General features: G+C 63.9%; 12 protein-coding genes. 9 read left to right on the top strand and 3 right to left on the bottom strand.

Going from position 1 to position 18,389, the window contains the following annotated elements; genetic code table 11:
• The first annotated feature begins 3 nt into the window (after positions 1-3).
• Together N2315_03015 and N2315_03010 are read left to right on the top strand one after the other, a co-directional pair.
• Positions 4-1,794 (top strand): NADH-quinone oxidoreductase subunit NuoF, encoded by a 1,791-nt coding sequence (locus N2315_03015; GenBank protein MCX7828160.1) that lies wholly within the window; start codon positions 4-6, stop codon positions 1,792-1,794.
• An 11-nt stretch (positions 1,795-1,805) separates the two neighbouring features.
• A complete protein-coding gene (locus N2315_03010; protein ID MCX7828159.1) occupies positions 1,806-3,569 on the top strand; it encodes an NADH-dependent [FeFe] hydrogenase, group A6 in 1,764 nt (587 codons plus the stop codon).
• 214 nt (positions 3,570-3,783) lie between these two features.
• Here the strand turns inward: N2315_03010 and N2315_03005 are convergent, their stop codons facing one another.
• On the bottom strand, positions 3,784-4,839 hold the full coding sequence (locus N2315_03005; protein MCX7828158.1) for a class I fructose-bisphosphate aldolase: 1,056 nt from the start codon (positions 4,837-4,839) through the stop codon (positions 3,784-3,786).
• A gap of 269 nt (positions 4,840-5,108) precedes the next feature.
• Between N2315_03005 and N2315_03000 the strand changes: the two genes are divergently transcribed.
• Entirely contained in the window at positions 5,109-6,533 is a 1,425-nt protein-coding gene (locus tag N2315_03000) for an NAD(P)/FAD-dependent oxidoreductase (protein MCX7828157.1), read from the top strand.
• A 104-nt stretch (positions 6,534-6,637) separates the two neighbouring features.
• Here N2315_03000 and rsmG read toward each other — a convergent pair whose 3' ends face one another.
• Positions 6,638-7,327 (bottom strand): 16S rRNA (guanine(527)-N(7))-methyltransferase RsmG, encoded by a 690-nt coding sequence (rsmG, locus tag N2315_02995; protein ID MCX7828156.1) that lies wholly within the window; start codon positions 7,325-7,327, stop codon positions 6,638-6,640.
• A gap of 113 nt (positions 7,328-7,440) precedes the next feature.
• Here rsmG and N2315_02990 point away from each other — a divergent pair, with 113 nt between their 5' ends.
• The 4 genes from N2315_02990 to N2315_02975 are packed head-to-tail and all read left to right on the top strand — an operon-like array spanning position 7,441 to position 13,408.
• Positions 7,441-8,313, top strand: coding sequence for a metallophosphoesterase (locus N2315_02990; protein ID MCX7828155.1), 873 nt, complete (start codon positions 7,441-7,443; stop codon positions 8,311-8,313).
• Positions 8,310-9,392, top strand: a complete 1,083-nt coding sequence (locus N2315_02985; GenBank protein ID MCX7828154.1) for a C45 family autoproteolytic acyltransferase/hydrolase — start codon at positions 8,310-8,312, stop codon at positions 9,390-9,392. Before N2315_02990 ends, N2315_02985 begins: the two co-directional genes overlap by 4 nt.
• 3 nt (positions 9,393-9,395) lie before the next feature.
• Positions 9,396-10,634, top strand: a complete 1,239-nt coding sequence (locus tag N2315_02980; GenBank protein ID MCX7828153.1) for an HDOD domain-containing protein — start codon at positions 9,396-9,398, stop codon at positions 10,632-10,634.
• A gap of 17 nt (positions 10,635-10,651) precedes the next feature.
• Positions 10,652-13,408, top strand: coding sequence for a diguanylate cyclase (locus tag N2315_02975; GenBank protein MCX7828152.1), 2,757 nt, complete (start codon positions 10,652-10,654; stop codon positions 13,406-13,408).
• Positions 13,409-13,537: 129 nt separating this feature from the next.
• Here the strand turns inward: N2315_02975 and N2315_02970 are convergent, their stop codons facing one another.
• On the bottom strand, positions 13,538-14,773 hold the full coding sequence (locus tag N2315_02970) for an MFS transporter (protein ID MCX7828151.1): 1,236 nt from the start codon (positions 14,771-14,773) through the stop codon (positions 13,538-13,540).
• A 173-nt stretch (positions 14,774-14,946) separates the two neighbouring features.
• Between N2315_02970 and N2315_02965 the strand changes: the two genes are divergently transcribed.
• Both N2315_02965 and N2315_02960 read left to right on the top strand, forming a co-directional pair.
• Positions 14,947-16,797, top strand: a complete 1,851-nt coding sequence (locus N2315_02965) for a molybdopterin-dependent oxidoreductase (GenBank protein ID MCX7828150.1) — start codon at positions 14,947-14,949, stop codon at positions 16,795-16,797.
• 172 nt (positions 16,798-16,969) lie between these two features.
• On the top strand, positions 16,970-18,389 hold a 1,420-nt coding region (locus N2315_02960), incomplete at its 3' end, for a methyl-accepting chemotaxis protein (GenBank protein ID MCX7828149.1).

The raw sequence follows: 18,389 nt of genomic DNA, 5'->3' as shown, positions 1-18,389 counted from the left end.
TCCATGGCTGTTAAGATGCACATACTGGTGTGCGGCGGCACCGGCTGCATATCCTCTCAGAGCGACGTCCTGGCCCAGGCGTTGAAGGACGCCTTGGCCGCCAAGGGGCTGCAGGACGAGGTTAAGGTGGTGCTGTCGGGCTGCTTCGGCTTCTGTGAGCAGGGGCCCATAGTGAAGGTGGCTCCGGACAACACCTTCTACGTGAAGGTGACCCCGGAGGACGCGGAGGAGATAGTGGCGGAGCACATCCTGAAGGGCCGCAAGGTGACCCGGCTGCTCTACAAGGATCCCAAGACCTCCAGCCAGGTTTCCGACTCCAAGCACATGGACTTCTACAAGAAGCAGATGCGCATAGCCCTGCGCAACTGCGGCTTCATCGACCCGGAGAACATAAACGAGTACATCGCCCGGGACGGCTACGAGGCCCTGGGGAAGGTGCTCACCACCATGAAGCCCGAGGACGTGGTGGCGGAGGTCAAGAAGTCTGGCCTTAGGGGCCGCGGCGGTGGCGGGTTCCCCACGGGGCTCAAGTGGGAGATCGCCAGCCGTTTCAAGGCGGACCAGAAGTACGTTATCTGCAACGCCGACGAAGGCGACCCCGGGGCCTTCATGGACCGTTCCATCCTGGAGGGAGACCCCCATTCGGTCATCGAGGCCATGGCCATATGCGGCTACGCCATAGGGGCCAGCAAGGGCATGGTCTACATAAGGGCGGAGTACCCGCTGGCGGTTCAGCGGCTTAGGAAGGCCATAGAGGACGCCCGGGAGGTGGGGCTTCTGGGGGACAACATCCTGGGCACCGACTTCAGCTTTGACGTGGAGCTTCGTTACGGCGCCGGGGCCTTCGTGTGCGGCGAGGAGACCGCCCTCATCCAGTCCCTGGAGGGCAACCGCGGTGAGCCCGTCAGCAAGCCTCCGTTCCCGGCGGAGAGGGGCTTCTGGGGCAAGCCTTCCAACGTGAACAACGTGGAGACCTTCGCCTGCGTGCCCCCCATAATCCTCAAGGGCTCCGACTGGTTCTCCTCCATCGGCACCGAGCGCTCCAAGGGCACCAAGGTCTTCGCCCTGGCGGGCAAGGTGAACAACGTGGGCCTGGTGGAGGTGCCCATGGGCATCACCCTGAGGGAGGTCATCTACGACATCGGCGGCGGCATAAGGGACGGCCGCAAGTTCAAGGCGGTCCAGACCGGAGGCCCCTCCGGCGGCTGCCTTGCGGAGAAGCACCTTGACACCCCCATAGACTTCGACAACCTGCTTGAAGCGGGCTCCATGATGGGTTCCGGCGGCATGATAGTCATGGACGAGGACAACTGCATGGTGTCGGTGGCCAAGTTCTACCTGGAGTTCACCGTGGAGGAGTCCTGCGGCAAGTGCACCCCCTGCCGGGTGGGCAACAAGAGGATGCTGGAGATCCTGGAGAAGATCACCCGGGGGCAGGCCACCGAGAAGGACCTGGCCCGTCTCAAGGAGCTGGCCCTCATAATCAAGGACACCGCCCTCTGCGGCCTTGGGCAGACCGCGCCCAACCCGGTGCTTTCCACCATGGACAACTTCTACGACGAGTACCTGGCCCACGTGGTGGACAAGCGTTGCCCCGCCGGCAAGTGCAAGGACCTGGTGCGGTACGTCATAGAGCCCGAGAAGTGCAAGGGCTGCACGCTGTGCGCTAAGGTGTGCCCCGCGGACGCCATAACCGGCAAGGTGCGGGAGCCCCATGTGATAGACCAGGACAAGTGCGTGAAGTGCGGCGCCTGCTACAGCGCCTGCAAGTTCGGCGCCATCTCGCGTAGCTAGAGCACGGGAGGATAGCCATGATAAACCTGAACATAGACGGCAAGTACGTAAAGGTCCCCGAGGGGTCCACCATCCTCGACGCCGCCCGGGAGCTGGGGATAGACATCCCCACCCTGTGCCATCTTAGGCTGGACCAGAACGTTGGGATGGTGAACAAGAGCGCCTCCTGCCGGGTCTGCGTTGTGGAGGTCAAGGGCCGCCGTAACCTGGCCCCCGCCTGCGCCACCCCGGTGGTCGAGGGCATGGAGGTGAGGACCAACACCATCCGGGTCATGAACGCCCGGAAGACGGTCTTGGAGCTCCTCCTCTCGGATCACCCCAAGGATTGTCTTGTGTGCGCCAAGAGCGGCAACTGCGAGCTTCAGGACCTGGCGGAGCGGTTCGCCATCCGGGAGGTCCGCTTCGAGGGAGAGCAGTCCACCTACAAGGAGGACCACTCCCCCGCCCTGGAGCGGGACATGGACAAGTGCGTCATGTGCCGCCGCTGCGAGACCATGTGCAACGAGGTCCAGACCGTTGGGGTGCTCTCTGGGGTGAACCGGGGCTTCTCCTCCGTGGTGGCCCCCGCCTTTGAGAAGCCCCTGGTTGACACGGTGTGCACCTTCTGCGGCCAGTGCGCCGCGGTGTGCCCCACCGGCGCCCTGGTGGAGCGGGACTACTCCTGGCGGGTCATAGAGGCCCTGGCGGATCCTGACAAGGTGGTGGTGGTTCAGACCGCCCCGGCGGTGAGGGCCGCCCTTGGTGAGGAGTTCGGCATGGAGCCCGGCACCCTGGTGACCGGCAAGATGGTGGCCGCCCTGAGGCAGATGGGCTTCGACTACGTGTTCGACACGGACTTCGCCGCGGACCTCACCATAATGGAGGAGGCCTCGGAGTTCCTGGACAGGCTGAACCGGTTCCTGGCGGGTGACAAGGACGTGCGGATGCCCATCCTCACCTCCTGCTGCCCCGCGTGGGTCAAGTTCTTCGAGCACCAGTTCCCGGAGCTTCTGGACGTGCCCTCCACCGCCAAGTCGCCCCAGCAGATGTTCGGCGCCGTGGCCAAGAACTTCTTCGCCAAGAAGCTGGGCATCCCCAGGGAGAAGCTGGTGGTGGTGTCCGTGATGCCCTGCCTTGCCAAGAAGTACGAGTGCTCCAGGCCGGAGTTCTCCGTGGACGGCAACCCGGACGTGGACGTGTCCATATCCACCCGGGAGCTGGCGAGGCTCATCAAGCGCTTCAACGTAGAGTTCGCCAACCTGCCCGACGAGGACTTCGACCGTCCCCTTGGGGAGTCCACCGGCGCTGGGGTCATCTTCGGCACCACCGGAGGCGTCATCGAGGCGGCGGTGCGCACCGCCGTTGAGTGGGCCACCAAGAAGCCCCTGGAGAAGATCGACTTCACCGAGCTTAGGGGCATGCAGGGCTGCCGCGAGGCCTGGGTGCAGGTGGGGGACCTGAAGCTCCACATAGGCATAGCCCACGGCCTTGGCAACGCCCGGCACCTGTTGGAGTCCATAAGGGACGGCAAGTCCGAGATGTTCCACGCCATCGAGATAATGGCCTGTCCCGGCGGCTGCGTGGGCGGCGGCGGACAGCCCTACCACCACGGCAACTTCGACATAGTACGTAAGCGCGCCGAGGCCCTCTATCGGGAGGACGCGGGCAAGCCCATAAGGAAGTCCCACGAGAACCCGGAGATAATAAAGCTCTACGAGGAGTTCCTGGGCAAGCCCCTGGGTGAGACCGCTCATCACCTGCTGCACACCCATTACTTCAAGCGCAGCGACCTGTAACCCTTTTAAATTTAAAGGGATGATGCGGGGGGCGGCGGCCCCCCGCTTTTCATGCCCCCGAAGGGCCGGGAGGTTTCACAGGGTCCCTGAGGGGGGGTATGCCAAAGGGCCCCGCCTTCCTTGAGGAAGCGGGGCCCCTTGGGGTTCGTAGACCCCCTGGCGGGGTCCTTTGGGCCTAGTGGCTTTGTGGTTTTAAACCAAGGGTCCTGGGGCCTTAAGCGGGCTCTATCTCGTCGCAGAGGTAGACGTCCTGCACCGCCTTGATGAGCTGCACCCCTTCCTTGAAGGGCTTTTGGAAGGCCTTCCTTCCCAGGATGAGCCCCATGCCGCCGCCCCGTTTGTTTATGACCGCCGTGCGGACCGCCTCCTTGAGGTCGTCCTTGCCCGATGGGCCGCCGGAGTTTATGAGCCCCACCCGGCCCATGTAGCCGTTGGCCACCTGCCATCTTACGTAGTCGATCGGGTGTTCCGGCACCAGGTCCGAGTAGACCTTCGGATGGGTCTTGCCGAAGGACACCGCCCTGTAGCCACCGTTGTTCTCCGGCAGCTTCTGCTTTACTATGTCCGCCTCTATGGTGGCCCCCAGGTGGTCTGCCTGGCCCGTGAGGTCCGCGGAGAGGTGGTAGTCCTTGTCCTTCTCGAAGGCCGGGTTCCGGAGGTAGCACCAAAGTATGGTGGCCATGCCCAGCTGGTGGGCCCTCCTGAAGGCCTTTGATACCTCCTGGATCTGCCGGCGGCTCTCGGGGGATCCGAAGTACACCGTGGCCCCCACCGCCACGGCCCCCATGTCCCAGGCCTGCTCAACCGAGGCGAAGATCGTCTGGTCGTGGAAGTTTGGGTAGCTCAACAGCTCGTTGTGGTTTATCTTGAGCACGAAGGGTATCTTATGGGCGTACTTCCGGGCCACCATGCCAAGAACCCCCAGGGTGCTGGCCACGGCGCTGCAGCCCGCCTCCATGGCAAGGCGCACGATGTTCTCCGGGTCCATGTAGATGGGGTTGGGGGCAAAGGACGCTGCCGCCGAGTGCTCTATCCCCTGGTCCACCGGAAGTATGGACAGGTACCCGGTGTTCCCCAGCCGCCCGTGGCCTAGGAGCTGCTGAAGGGACCTCAGCACCTGGGGGGACCTGTCCGATTGGGCGAACACCCGGTCCACGAAGTCCGGTCCCGGAAGGTGTATGTCCTCCTTGGGGATCCCGGTGCAGCGGTGGCTTAGAAGGTCCTCCGCGTCGCTTCCGAGGATGCTTTCTATCTCCTCAAGTGACATCATCGCTTAGCTACCCCCTTTTATGGCAAGAGATTTATATGATTTTAACTCTAACTAGTTTCATTGCAAGGGGGGCGATGGGACATGTGTACCCGGCCAGTGATATTGTCACCCCATAAGGGGACGGGGAAAATGTCACCATGAGAAAGGATGACCTTTTCTTGGGACGAGAAGGCCATGGCGGCGGTTGACATATACCCCATAAGGGTATATAAGTGGCGTGTAAGCCACTTGTGGACGGTGCAAAAGAAAGCTATCAGGGGGTGTGGAGTGTGGAAAGGTCGGTTCAGGTACTCATAGTTGGCGGCGGTCCCGGCGGCAGGGTGTCCTACATGGCCTTGAGGAAGATGGGGATAAGCTCCATCGCCATGGTGGCCGACGAGCCCCCCACGGTTATATGCAGCCTTCCCTACGGCATAGGAAGGCGCCTCATCCCGGAGGGGCCTCATAAGGTCATAGTGGACCTCAAGGAGAGCCCCCGGCTTCCAAAGGAGATAGCGGAGGACACCATATGGGGCAGGGTGGTGTCGGTGGACCATCCCTCCAGGGTGGCGGTGGTGCGCACCGATGACGGGGAGGTCAAGGTGCGCTACGAGAAGCTGGTCCTGGCCCAGGGGGCGGCCCCTTGGATGCCCAAGGTGCCGGGGGTTTTGGCTTCGGAGGGGTCGAAGGGCCCCACCGTGATGGTGGGGGATGATCTGTATCCCAGGGACGCCCTGGCGGAGAACGTGAAGGTCCTTCGGGGCGCCCATGACGCCATTGATATAGACAAGCTGGCCCGGGAGGCGAAGCGGGCGGCGGTGATAGGAAGCGGCGCCATAGGCCTTGAGGTGGCGGAGGCCCTTGTGGACCGGGGGCTTCAGGTGACCCTTGTGGAGGTTTTGGACCACGTGGTGTCCGCTTTGGACCTTGAGCTTGCGGCGGTGGTGGAGAACAAGCTGTGCGAGAAGGGCGTTGACGTGCGCCTTGGGGTCACCGTGAAGGATGTTGGGAAGGGGGAGGTCCTCCTCTCCGACGGCTCCTCCGCGGCGGCGGACTTCGTGGTGTTCGCCTCCGGCGTGAGGCCCCGGCTTGACCTGGCCAGGGCCCTGGGGGTTGAGGTCCAGCGGGGGGTTGTGGTGGACCACGCCATGAGGACCTCCGTGGAGGGGATTTACGCCGTGGGCGACATGGCCCAGGTTCAGGACGCCGCCACCGGAAGGCCGGTGCTTCCCCTCATAGGGACCCTTGCCATGAGGCAGGCCATGGTGGCCGCCATGGACATGGCGGGCATGGCCGCGGGGCTTCCTCCCGTCACGCCTTGGGGTGTGAGCCAGATATTCGACCTTCACTGGGGCTCCGTGGGCTGGACGCTGGAGGCCGCAAGGCGGGCGGGCATACCGGCGGAGTTGGTGGCGGTGCCGGTGCGCTCCAGGGACCCCTTCATGGAGGGCCGGGACGGCATGTGGCGCATAACCGTGGCCATGGGGGGAGAGGGGCTTAAGATGGGGCAGATAATAGGCTTCCAGGTGCTCACCGAGGGGGACAACCCGGTGCACCTGGCGGAGCGGTTCATAGACATAATAACCGCCCGCTCCACGGTCCAGGACCTCTTCGCCCGCTACTTCATCCACTCCCCGAGCCACAACTCCGTGGACGACCCGTACCTGGGGCTCATGATGGAGGCCCAGAAGCTCATGGGGCAGCCCAGAAGCTAAGAGGGGACCAGGGGATTTGGAACTTCACATTTAAAATTTTCAAAGGAGCCGGGGGAGCGATCCCCCGGCTTTTTTGAACCCTGGCATTTTGCCGATCCTATGGCTTAGCGGTACCAGGGCCGCTTCTCCGCCATGCCGGGCCTTCTTGGGTACCTTGGAGGGCAGGGAGACTCCTTGCGCCAGAGGATCAGCATCCTGGAGCGGTCCCCGAGGTCGTAGGGTATGGCCGCGGGGTCCGACAGCCCCAGCTCACCCCAGCGCCCCTCGAGCCCCGCTACCTCCTCCGCCCCCTTAGGCCCCTTCATGGCCCAAAGCATCCCCCCTACGGACACCAGTGGGGACAGGAGCTCCGCCAGCACCGGCGCCTCGCTTAAGGCTCTGGCGCAGGCCACGTCGTAGACCTCCCGGTTCAGCTTGGCGAAATCCTCGGACCTCGAGCACACCACCTGGACCCTTTCGGGGGTAAGCCCCAGGAGCTGCCTCATCTCCTCCACCAAGGCGCACTTCTTGCCCACGCTGTCCAGCAGGGTGACCCCCACGTCGGGCCTGCATATGGCCCAGACCATGCCGGGCAGCCCGCCGCCGGTGCCCACGTCTATGACCCTGGCCCCCTTGGGCAGGGCGGAGGCCAGGGCCCCGCAGTCCACTATGTGGTTCTCCCATAGGGCCTCCTCGTCCATGGGGCCCGTGAGGCGGGCCCTCTCGTTGCTGGACGCCAAAAGCGCCCCGTAGCGCATGAGCTCCCCCCGATGCTCGTTGATAAGCCCGAAGGACTCCGCCAGGTCTATCCTCAAAGGAACCATCCCCTTCTTAAATCTTCTCGCGGATCAACTATTATAGGATACCCTGGAAGCTTTTAGGGGCTGGATGTACAATGAAAAAACATTTCTAAAAGGAGGCCCTTGCCATGAGGATCTTGCGTTGCCCCTTACCCTGCTCCGCGGGGGGTATCCCCAGTCTTCTCCGTTTCCTGGCCCTTGTCTGTGTCCTCTTGGGGGTATCCTCCACGGCCTTAGCCCAGGGGGGCTCTCCCGCAGGGGGCCTCAACCACAGGATGTTGGAGCAGATAACCTCATCCCCCGCAGGATCATCGGTCACGTTCCTGGTGGTGGGGGACACCCGGGGCCCCGGGAGCCGCTTTGGCTTCCTGGTGCCTCAGATGAGGGACGACGGTGGGGAGTTCGTGATACACCTTGGGGACCTCACGAACCGGGGTGCCCGGAAGGAGTATGACGAGGCCCTGGGGCACCTTAAAAGCATCCGGAAGCCCTTCCTTGTGGTGGTGGGCAACCACGAGCTGGTGGATCGGGGCCGGAGCAGGTTTGAGGGGATATTCGGCCCCCGGCGGGATCTTTGGTTCCGGCGGGGCGGCGTGCTTTTCCTGCTCGTCGACAACGCCGACGGCATGCCGCTGTCCAGGGAGAGGCTGAGGAAGATAGAAGAAGTCCTGGGTCAGGACGCGCCGGTGAAACTGGTGTTCATGCACCAGCCCCTATTTGACCCCAGGGGGGAGGGTTTCCGGCACGCCATGGACCCCAAGGGGACCTTGGAGCTGCTGAAGGTCTTCAAGGCCGCCGGGGTCAGCCGGATCTTCGCCAGCCACGTGCACGGTTTCTTCGAGGGTGATTGGGAGGGGATGCCCTTCACCATATCAGGAGGGGGCGGGGCCAGGCTTTACAGCAAGGATCCGGCCCACGGGTTTTACCATTATCATCGGGTGACCGCCGGCCCGGAGGGGGTTGAGGTTGAGACGGTTCCCATGGGGGGGTATGTGAGATGACCTTCAGAAGGCGGGATGTGGGGCTTTTCAAGGTGATATCCCTGGAGGGCACCTGGAGGGAGATGGGCAGGGCCTACGGGGAGGCCATGGGGCAGGAGCTTTGGGACTTCTACCGTCTTGGGGTGGAGGAGCACCTGATGGGTCAGCTCGGCAGGACCCAGGAGGAGCTCAAGGCCCTGGGGGAGGGGTTCTTCCGCTGCTACCCCCACAGGTTCAAGGAGTTCGTCCGGGGTATGGCGGAGGGTTCCGGGATGGAGCTGTGGCGCCACTTGGCCCTTGGGGCCATAGAGGTGGCGGCGGTGGAGTCCCTGGTGGGGCACTGTTCCTGCGTGGCCGCCTGGGGGGAGTACACCGGAGGGGGGCCCTTGGTGGTGGGGCGCAACTACGACTACCTGCCAAGGTTCAAGGAGTACGGCAGGTTCATAAACGCCCTTTGTCTTAGGCCCGCGGACGGTTCGGTACCGGTGTGCATCGTGGGGTACGTGGGTACCTTCTACGTCACCACCGCCCTCAACGGTGCGGGGCTGTTTTTGGAGCTAAACAACGGCATGCCCTCCGGCGGGGACCTTTGGTATCAGAACAGGATACCGAACACGTTGTCGCTTTTGTCGTTCCTCCTGGACTCATGGAGCCTGGATGAGATGGAGGCCCACTTCCTGTCGGTTAGGGCGGCTTTCGCGTCGGTGGTGACCGTGTGCGACGAGGACCTGGCCCGCTGTTACGAGTGGCCGGTGTTCGATGTGAAGCCCTCCCCGCCGGTGAGGCCTGGTCTTCTTGTGGCCACCAACCACTTCACCAGCCCCAGCTGGGGGCTGCCGGAGCCCAAGGACGAGAGGAGCTGGCTCAGCGTCACCAGGAGGAACAACCTGATAAACCTGGCGGACAACCTCAAGGGAGGCATAGACGAGGACGTTATGAGGGAGATTCTGGACACCCGGATCGAGGATCTTGGGGCCACCTCCGATTGTTACACTGTTTACCAGGTGGCGGCGTCGCCTAAGCACCGGCGGCTTTGGCTCAAGGTGCCGGGGCTTACGGGCTGGACCCGGCTGGACCTGGCGGAGCATTTGGGGGTATAGCCGGTGGGGCTGGTCTCCCTGGAGAACCTAAGGCCCGGGATGGTGTTGGCGTCTGCCCTTAGGGCCCCCGACGGCAGGGTCATGCTTGGGGCGGGGGTGGAGATAAAGGAGAGCCACATAAAGATGCTCAAGATATGGGGCATCCCCTGGGCGGACGTGGAGGGGGAGGAGGAGCAGGCCATCCAGGAGGAGGTCCGAAGCCGGGAGGAGGCGGTGGTTGCCGCCAGAGAGCTGGTCTCATCTTGGTTCAAGCCCTCAAGCCCCCTGGAGGAGGAGCTCTTTCAGCTCTCCGCGGAGAACGCGGCCCGCAGGCTTCTGGAGGAGGGAGCCCTTCCGCCGGGGTGGATCCCCTCGCCTCCCAAGGAACAGCCCAAGCTCAACCTGGGCGAGCTGGGGGTGGGGCTGCCCGCCATGCTGCACCTGGTGAGGCAGCACGTGCGGCTGTCCTCGTTCCCCGCCATATACTTCAAGCTCCGGGAGGTTATAGAGTCCCCGGTGAGCTCCGCCGCCAAGATAGCGGAGGTGGTAAGCAAGGACCCGGCCCTTACGGTTCGCCTCCTGAGGCTGGTGAACAGCTCATACTACGGGTTCCCCAAGCGCATAGACTCCATCCAGCGGGCGGTGGCCATCGTGGGCACCAACCAGCTCACCGCCCTGGCCATGGCGGTGAGCGCCATGGGGGCCTTTAAGGGGGTGCCCTCGTCCCGCATGGACGTGGGGGCCTTCTGGGAACACTCGGTGGCCTGTGCGGTAACCGCCCGGGTGATCGCCTTCGTGCTTAAGATGCCGAACGAGGAGCAGTTCTTCCTGTCCGGGCTGCTGCACGACGTGGGGCGGCTGGTGCTGTTCTCCAAGGTGCCGTGGGTGATGAAGTCCCTGATGGAGGGGGCCCTTTTCGAGGGGGTCCCCACCCACCTGCTTGAGGAGCGCCACTTAGGGTTCCACCACGGCCGCCTTGGGGAGCGGCTGCTCAAGGAGTGGAACATACCGGACTTCATAAGGATCCTGGTGGGGGGACACCACGACCCCATGGGCTGCGACCTGCCGCGGGAGGCTGCGGTGGTGCACCTTGCGGACGTGGTGGCCCTTGCCATGCGCTGGGGAAGCTCCGGCTCCCGACTTACCCCCCCGGTGGATCCGGCGGTTCCAAGGATGCTGGAGCTGCCTCCTGAGGGGCTGCCCATGGTGGTCTCCCAGGCGGCCCGTCAGATCGCTGAGATACGAAGGATCTTCCTTGTTTAGGGGGTTAGGTTGGGTTGATGAACACCTCGGCTTCTAGGATGTTGGAACTGGAAAGGCGATTCCGCCTTCTTGAGGAGGAGAGGGACCGGGTAAACCGGATATTGGCGGTGGCGGTTGGTTTGGTCCCCGCGTCGGTGGGGGACGAGGACGGGGTGGAGCGGATAATAGTAAGGGCCGCCGACAGGGCGAGGTCCCTGATAAAGCTGGGCCGCTGGAGCTGCCGCCTCTTCTCCGACGACGGCCTTGAGCTTTACCGGGCCGCCGGGGAGGAGGGGGACTTCGACTTCGATGGGGCCCTGGAGGCATTGAGCTCCGACGGCACCCTGGCCTGGGCGCTGGCGCACCCCCAGCCCATGTTCCTGTCCCTGCCCCAGGGCAACGTGCTGCTGGCGGCGCTGAGCACCCCTTCAAGGATAATGGGGGTCTTCCTGGCGGCCCAGGAGGAGAGCCCCGAGGAGGTCCCCGAGATCGGGGTGGCCTTCTTCAGGACCCTCATGTCCTACACCGCCGTGTCGATACAGAACACCATGCGCCTTGAGGAGGTGCGGTCCTTGAACCGGCGGCTGGGGGAGAACGTCCAGCGGCTGGAGGAGACCAAGCGGGCTCTTGAGGAGGCCAACCGCCTCAAGGATGCCTTCTTAGCCCACATAGGCCACGAGATCCGAAACCCCTTGGGCGGGATAATAGGGCTTCTTCGGGGGATGTCGAAGGAGGAACTGCCAGCGGGGTACCCCGACAGGCTGGAGGTGCTTTTGAGCGAGTGCGAGAACTTAAACAGCCTTCTGGACGACCTGTTGGACTACTCCAAGCTTGAGGCGGGCAGGCTCGACGTGATGAACGTGCCCTATTCCCCGGCGGAGCTTTTGGAGTCCGTGGCATCGTCATTTCGCCTGAGGGCCCAGGACGAGGGGCTGGAGTTCCGGTTCTTCCACGACCGCCTGCCGGAGAGGGTCCTTGGGGACCCCAGGAGGGTAAGGCAGGTGCTGGTGAACCTGCTCTCAAACTCCCTCAAGTTCACCCGCCGGGGGCACATATCCCTATCGGGATGGATTTCCGAGGATAAGCTGTACTTTGCGGTGGAGGACAGCGGCGAGGGCATGGACCTGGAGGATATGGGGCGCCTTTTCGTCCCCTTTGCCGGGAGCTCCACCGGGGCGGGGCTTGGTCTTTGCCTTTCAAAGGGCCTTGCGAACCGGATGGGAGGGGACATAACGGTCCGGTCCAGGAGGGGGCACGGGACGGTGTTCACCCTGGAGCTCCCCTTGAGCGGCCACCAGGGGACCCGCTGCCCCTTGGAGGGGCTCAAGGGGCTGGTGGTGGACGACAACAACACGTCCCTTGCCGCCGCCTGCGCTGTTCTGCGGGAGTGCGGGGTGGATGTGAAGGGCCTGTCCTCTCCGGAGGAGGCGATCCAAGCGGCGTCCCGGGAGGAGTTCGACTTCGTGCTGATGGACCTTAACCTTCCGGCCTTTGACGGGGTGGCGCTGTTGCGGCGCCTTAGGGAGGCCTCTTCCGCCAAGGTGGTGGGACTCACCGCCGGGGTGAGCCAGGAAGAGGAGGATCGTTTCATAGGGGAGGGGCTTTTGAAGGTGCTCCGGAAGCCCTTGGACCTTGGGGAGCTCGCCTGGGCCCTGAAGCACCATGCCCCTTCGGAGGTTGGGCTCAAGTCGGACCTTCTTGAGACCTTCCGGTCCGACATGGCCCGTCTTGAGGGCGTTCTGCTGGAGTCCTTCCGCCGGGGAGACGAGGACCTGTTTTTGAAGGCCCTGCACGAGTTCAAGGGGGCGGCGCTCTCCTTCGGCCAGTGGAAGGCCGCCGGCGGGGCCCAGTTCAGGGTTCCCATGGGGGTGCCCGTGAGGTTCTCGGACGTGGAGTTCCCGGAGGGGATGAGGGTCCTTGTGGCGGACGACAACCAGTCCTCCAGGGAGGCCCTCCAGCGCATATTCTCCCCCAGGGGTATAAGGGTGCTCACCGCCCGGGACGGGGAGGAGGCCTTGGACATCCTCTTGTCCGGCGCGGTGGACGTGGCGCTCATGGACTGCATGATGCCCCGCATGGACGGGGTGGAGGTGATCCGGCGCCTTAGGGAGGCGGAGGCCCACAGCGAGAGGTACACCTACGTGATCATGATAACCGTGAGGGACACCAAGGAGGACCTGGTGAGGGCCATGGCGTCGGGGGCGGACAACTACGTGGTGAAGCCCTTCGACCCGGACGACCTCACCTTGCGGGTTTTGTCCGGCACCCGGGTGATGGAGGTGCAGCGGAAGCTTCGGTTCCTGGCCCGGCATGACCCGCTCACGGGGCTTTTCAACCGGGGTGCTTTGCTTGAGATGGAGGAGCGGGAGATAAGCCGGGTGCTTCGGGAGGGTACGAGGCTGTCGGTGGCCATGATGGACATAGACCGTTTCAAGGCCATAAACGACCGCTACGGGCATCTGGCGGGGGACGAAGTGCTTCGCCAGCTTTCATCGAGGGTGAAGTCCCTCATAAGGCCCTACGACATCCTGGGCAGGTACGGGGGAGAGGAGTTCCTTATGGTGCTGCCCGGCGCCTCCCTGGAGGGGGCGGTGGGGCTGTGCGACCGGGTAAGGCGGGGCATAGAGTCGGCCCCGGTGGAGTACCAGGGGGAATCCATAATGGTCACCGCCAGCTTCGGGGTGGCGGAGTTCCGGGAGGGGATGTCCCTGGACCGTCTCAACGACCACGCGGACCAAGCCCTGTACCGGGCCAAGGGGGACGGCAGGAACCGGGTGGCGGCCTTTGAGGGTTGAGGGGTGTTGGCGGTTTCCTCTGTATGGCGTCTTCTTATCATGAAGGAACAACATAAAGAGGGGGCCCCGCCCCCCCTCTTTGCTTTTTAGGCCGGTCTCCCCAGGCAATTCTAATTCAGCGGGCCCTCCTCAGGGCTTGAAGGACTTCACCGTGAGGATGGGAAGCATGCAGAGGGTGAGCAGGGCCGAGAGGACCCCGTAGGTCCTGAGGAAGCCCAAGAAGGACTGCCCCCCGAAGGCCTCTATGAGAACCCCGGAGCCCCACTGGGCCAGGATGACGAAGGCGAAGACCGTCATGTTGGCGGCTCCTATGAGGGCTCCTATCCGCTCCCGGGGCACCAGGTCGTTTATGGCGGAGTTGGCCGCCACCACCCCCACCCCGGAGGTGATGCCTATGAGCGCCCCGGCGGCCCCCGCCAGGGGAAGCGGCGCCTTGAGCCACATGACGGAGAGGAAGAGGGCCCAGGAGGCGGCGATGGCGCCGCCGAAGGACGCCATGGCCCAGGTCCTCCCCCTTGCCATGGAGGCTAGCCGCCCCCCAAGGAGTGTCCCCGCCATCATGCCCACCCCTATCAGAGTCGCCCAGTTCCTGGCGGGGCCTGCCCCGCACCGGTAGGCCTCCTCGAACCACGCCACCGCCCAGAGCCCCTGAAGTGATATCTGAACTCCCACCGCGGAGGCCCACATGAGGGTGGCGGCCTTTATGCCCCGGTGGCCCTTCAATAGCAGGGCCATGCCGTCCCGGAGGGCCTTGGACATGGAAGAACCCTGCGAACGGTTTCCCGCCACCAGGTCCCTGGAGCGGCAGAGCCACATGGAGAGGGCCACCGCGAGGCTTACGGCGCCCAGGATGACAAAGGTGTTGAAACGGCCCAGCTTGTCCAGGCTCATCCCAAGGGGCGCCACGGACACCACCGCCCCCAGGTTCCCCACCGCTATGGTTATGCCCGTTAGGGCCGCGTAGCGTTCCTTTGGGAACCCGTGGGCCTGGTGCACCAGCACGCCGGAGAATATGGGCCCAAGCCCAAGGCCCGTGAGAAGCCTGGCGGCCCCGAGGGACTCGGGGCTTTGGGCGAAGGAGAACATGAAGGTTCCTATGGCGCACAACGCCATGCCCACGGCCCCGGTCTTCATTGGGCCGTACCGGTCGTTTAGGGCCCCGCAGAGGGGCTGTATCCCCCCGTAGGCGTAGAAGAAGAGGCTTGAGATGAAGCCCGTCACCGCGGCGGTCATCCCCATCTCCCTTGCCAGCCTGGGCAGCAGCACCGCCGGGGATATCCTGAAGAAGTTGGACATGAAGTAGGCCGCCAAAAGCAACAGGTACAGAGTCACCGCCCAGTTCCGGCGTCCTTCCGAGTTGTTCACCCGCATCATCCTTTCGTGGCTTTCTTGGGGCCGTGCCCCGGGGGCTTGAAAACTCAAGACCCTTCGGAATTCTATATGCTAATATGGTTCCATGTCCACGATAGGACCTGGGATGCCGTTTCATAAGGTCTTTTGGCCCATGGAACCTGTGGGCCCACCGGGAGGTGGGGAGCTTGAAGAGAGTATTGTCCGCCTGTGCCTTTGACTGTCCCGATGCCTGTGGTTTCGCGTTCGACCCTGAGAGTGGAGAGGTTGCGGGGAGGAAGGACCATCCCTACACAGCGGGGTTCGTGTGCCATAAGCTTAAGGGTTTCTTGAGTTTCCTCAAGGGCCATAGGCTTGTAAGGCCCCTTTTGAGGGATGGCGGGGTGTTGCGGGAGGTATCGTGGGATGATGGGCTGTCGATCTTCGCCGCCAAGGTGGGTGGGGCGGTAAGTAAAGATCCAAGGCGGGTCCTTTGGGCCAGCGGCTCCGGGAACCTCAAGCTGGACAACCTGGCCTTTGACCTATTCTCCAAGGCCCTTGGGGGGCTCACGGGCCTTAGGGGGTCCCTGTGCGGAGGGGAGGGTGGCGCGGGTCTTGGGGAGTCCTACGAGGTGAGGCGCCACGTGCCGCCCGAGGAGGTTTTACAGAGCCGCCGGGTGGTGCTTTGGGGCCGCAACGTGGCGGAGACCAACGTCCACTTCGTGCCGCTCCTTGCGAAGGCAAGGATGCTGGGGGCCAAGGTGGGGTACGTGGACGTGAGGCCCACCAGGACCCACGGCGTGGCGGACCGCACGTGGGTGGTGCGCCCAGGGTCGGATCTTGCCCTTTCCCTTTACCTTTGCGGGAGGGTTTTGGATGAGATGGGGCCTCCCAAGGGTGGCTTTGAGGGGCTTGAGGATTTTATGTCCCTTGCGCGGGGCGTAGGGCGTAGGCATGCCATGGAGGCCTCGGGACTCAGCGGCGAGGAGTTGGACGACCTTTTCCGGTTCGTAACGGAGGAGGGCCCCTTGAGCCTTTGGGCTGGATGGGCGGTGCAGCGGCGCGTGGGCGGGGACCTTCTGATGCGGGTCCTGGACTCTTTGGTGTTCCTTTTGGGAAGCCAGGACGTGGCCGGCGGCGGCATGGTTTTCAGCGCCGACGACGAGGCCCCGGTGCCAAAGGACCTTGCGGGGGACTGCTTTGGAAGGCGCGCCCCCAGGCCGTCGGTGGGGCGTTTTATCGCGGACGCCAAGGAGCCGCCGGTGGATGTGGCGGTGTTCTCTCGCTGCAATCCCATGACCCAGTCCCAGGATGTAGGAGTTCTGGAGGAGGTTTTGCGAGGTGACAAGGTCTTCAGCGTATGTCTTGACTGGAGGCTTTCCGCCACCGCCAGAGAGTGTTCCCTGGTTATCCCCGTGGCCCCCTTCCCGGAACAGCCCACGGGGGTCCTGTTCAGCTACTGGCACGACCTGATCCAGCAGGTGAACCCCCTTGGGGAGGGGCCCGTGCCCTACGAAGGTGAGGTGTTGGACCGGGTCTTGGCGCTTCTTGGTGTTGATCCGCTGGTGGTCTCAGGGGCTCAGGCGCTGGTAAGGCGGGTGCTGTCCCTGCGGGGCCTTGAGGAGGTGGCGGAGGGCATATGGCGTTTCCCCCATCCAAGGCGCCACCTGGGGCCCTTCCGTTTCCCCTCCGCGGGTCCTTTTGGAAGGTCCTCCGATTGGGGGGCGCGGCCGGGGGATCGGTTTTATCTGGTGACGCCCCACCGGTACGACGGGGTGAACGGTTGGTCATTGAATGACTGGGAGAGCCCAAAGGGGGGTCTTTGGGCTTACCTTGCGCCGAGGCACATGGAGGAGCTTGGCATGCGGGAGGGGGACTTGGGGTGGCTTACGTCCCCCTTCGGCAGGGTGTCTGCCCGCTTCGCCCCCCTGGAGGGGCTTTCGGAGGGGGTGTGCCTCGTCTTCTCCGGTCAGGAGGGGGTGAACCGCCTCTCAGGTCCAGAGATAACCGAAAGGTGGAACACCAGGCTCTCCGAGGCCTGGGTGAGGGTGGAGAAGTGAGGTTAGCTGCCGCAGGCCCCTTTGGGGCTGAAAGGCCAAGGGCTCTTCTATATGCCCTGGAGCGGCCCTTGCGCTGCGCATCCTGCGAGCCCCTTCCCGTTGACTTTGACCTAAGTTGTCCTTATAGTATTTGCGAAGGTCACATCTAATTAAGCCGAGGGGGGCTGTGGGGATGTTCAACTTTCTTCGCAGGTTTTCGGTGGCTTTTAGGCTGTGGGCCTTGGTTTTGATAGGTTTTCTTGGGATGGCTTCCATGGGCGGGATGCTCACGTGGAAGCTTATGGTGGCCAGGGATTTGGCCAGGTCCATGCACCAGGAGAGCGGAAGGGGGTTGCTTTACGTCGGTGAGGCCAAGTTCTACCTTGCCTCGGGGCAGATAAACCTCTACCGGGGTTTGATGGCCTCCGGCCAGGAGCGGCAGGAGTTCTTCTCGGAGAGCCGGAGGGAGCTGGAGAAGGCCATGGAGGCCTTAAAGTACTACCAGGGCACCATCAACATGGACCAGCGCTCCCGGGAAGCTCACGGGGAGGCGGAGGAGTCTTTGAAGGGGATCTTGGAGGTGTTGAACGAGGCTTCCGCCCTTGAGGGCGGCGACGTTCAGGCCTTCCTGGAGAGGGCCCGGGAGAGGACCCGCCGGGCGGTGGATGCCATGGCGGCCCTTGGGGAGGGGGCGGCTAGGGCTCTGGAGGAGCGGAATTCCGCGGTGGAGAGAGAAGCCAGGTCCGCAATGGGGTTGGCCTTTGGGGCAGGGATTTCGTTGCTGGTCCTGCAGCTTGTCCTGGCCCTCGGGGTGGCATTGTCGGTGATCCGACCCTTAAAGGGGCTTGGGGAAGTGGTTAAGCACATGGCGGACAACCTGGACCTCTCGTTCAGCGCCCCCGATGATTGGAGGGATGAGATAGGCCGGTTATACCGTGACGTGGAGCTGCTTTGTGCCGCCGTCGGCGGCGCCCTCCGGGAGATAAGGGCCTTGGCGTCCAGCGTGAGCGGCGAGGCGGAGAACTTCTCCGCCATGGCGGAGGAGACCAACGCGGCGGTTCAGGAAACAAAGGCCAGCGCCGATGTGGCCATCGGGGGGCTGGAGGACGCGGCCTCCGGGGCGGAGGAGGTAACCGCCAGCGTGGAGGAGGTTGCCTCCGCGGCGTCCCTGGCGGCGGCCAAGAGCACCGAGGTGGCGGAGCAGGTGGTTAAGGCCAAGGAGCAGCAGGACGCGGGGATGGCCTTCGTGAGGCAGGCGGTGGAGTCCATAGGCGCCGTGGCGGACAAGGCCAGGAGCTCCATGGACATGGTGGAGAAGCTGCACGAGAGGGCCAACACGATCCAGGCCATAGTGGCCCAGATAGGGGGCATAGCGGACCAGACCAACCTCTTGGCCTTGAACGCCGCCATAGAGGCGGCCCGGGCCGGCGAGCACGGCCGAGGGTTTGCGGTGGTGGCGGAGGAGGTGCGGAAGCTGGCGGAGGAGTCCGCCCAGGCGGCCAAGAGCATATCGGACATAGCGGAGGCCATATCGAGGGACCTCAACGTGGTGGTTGAAGCGGTGGAGGACAACGCCAAGGGGGCGGACCAGGTGAAGGACCTGTCCAACAGGG

Origin of the sequence: Thermanaerothrix sp. (assembly GCA_026417795.1) — a bacterium.
Taxonomy (GTDB): Bacteria; Synergistota; Synergistia; order Synergistales; family Synergistaceae; genus Thermanaerovibrio.
This window is presented reverse-complemented; position numbering and strand designations above follow the sequence as displayed.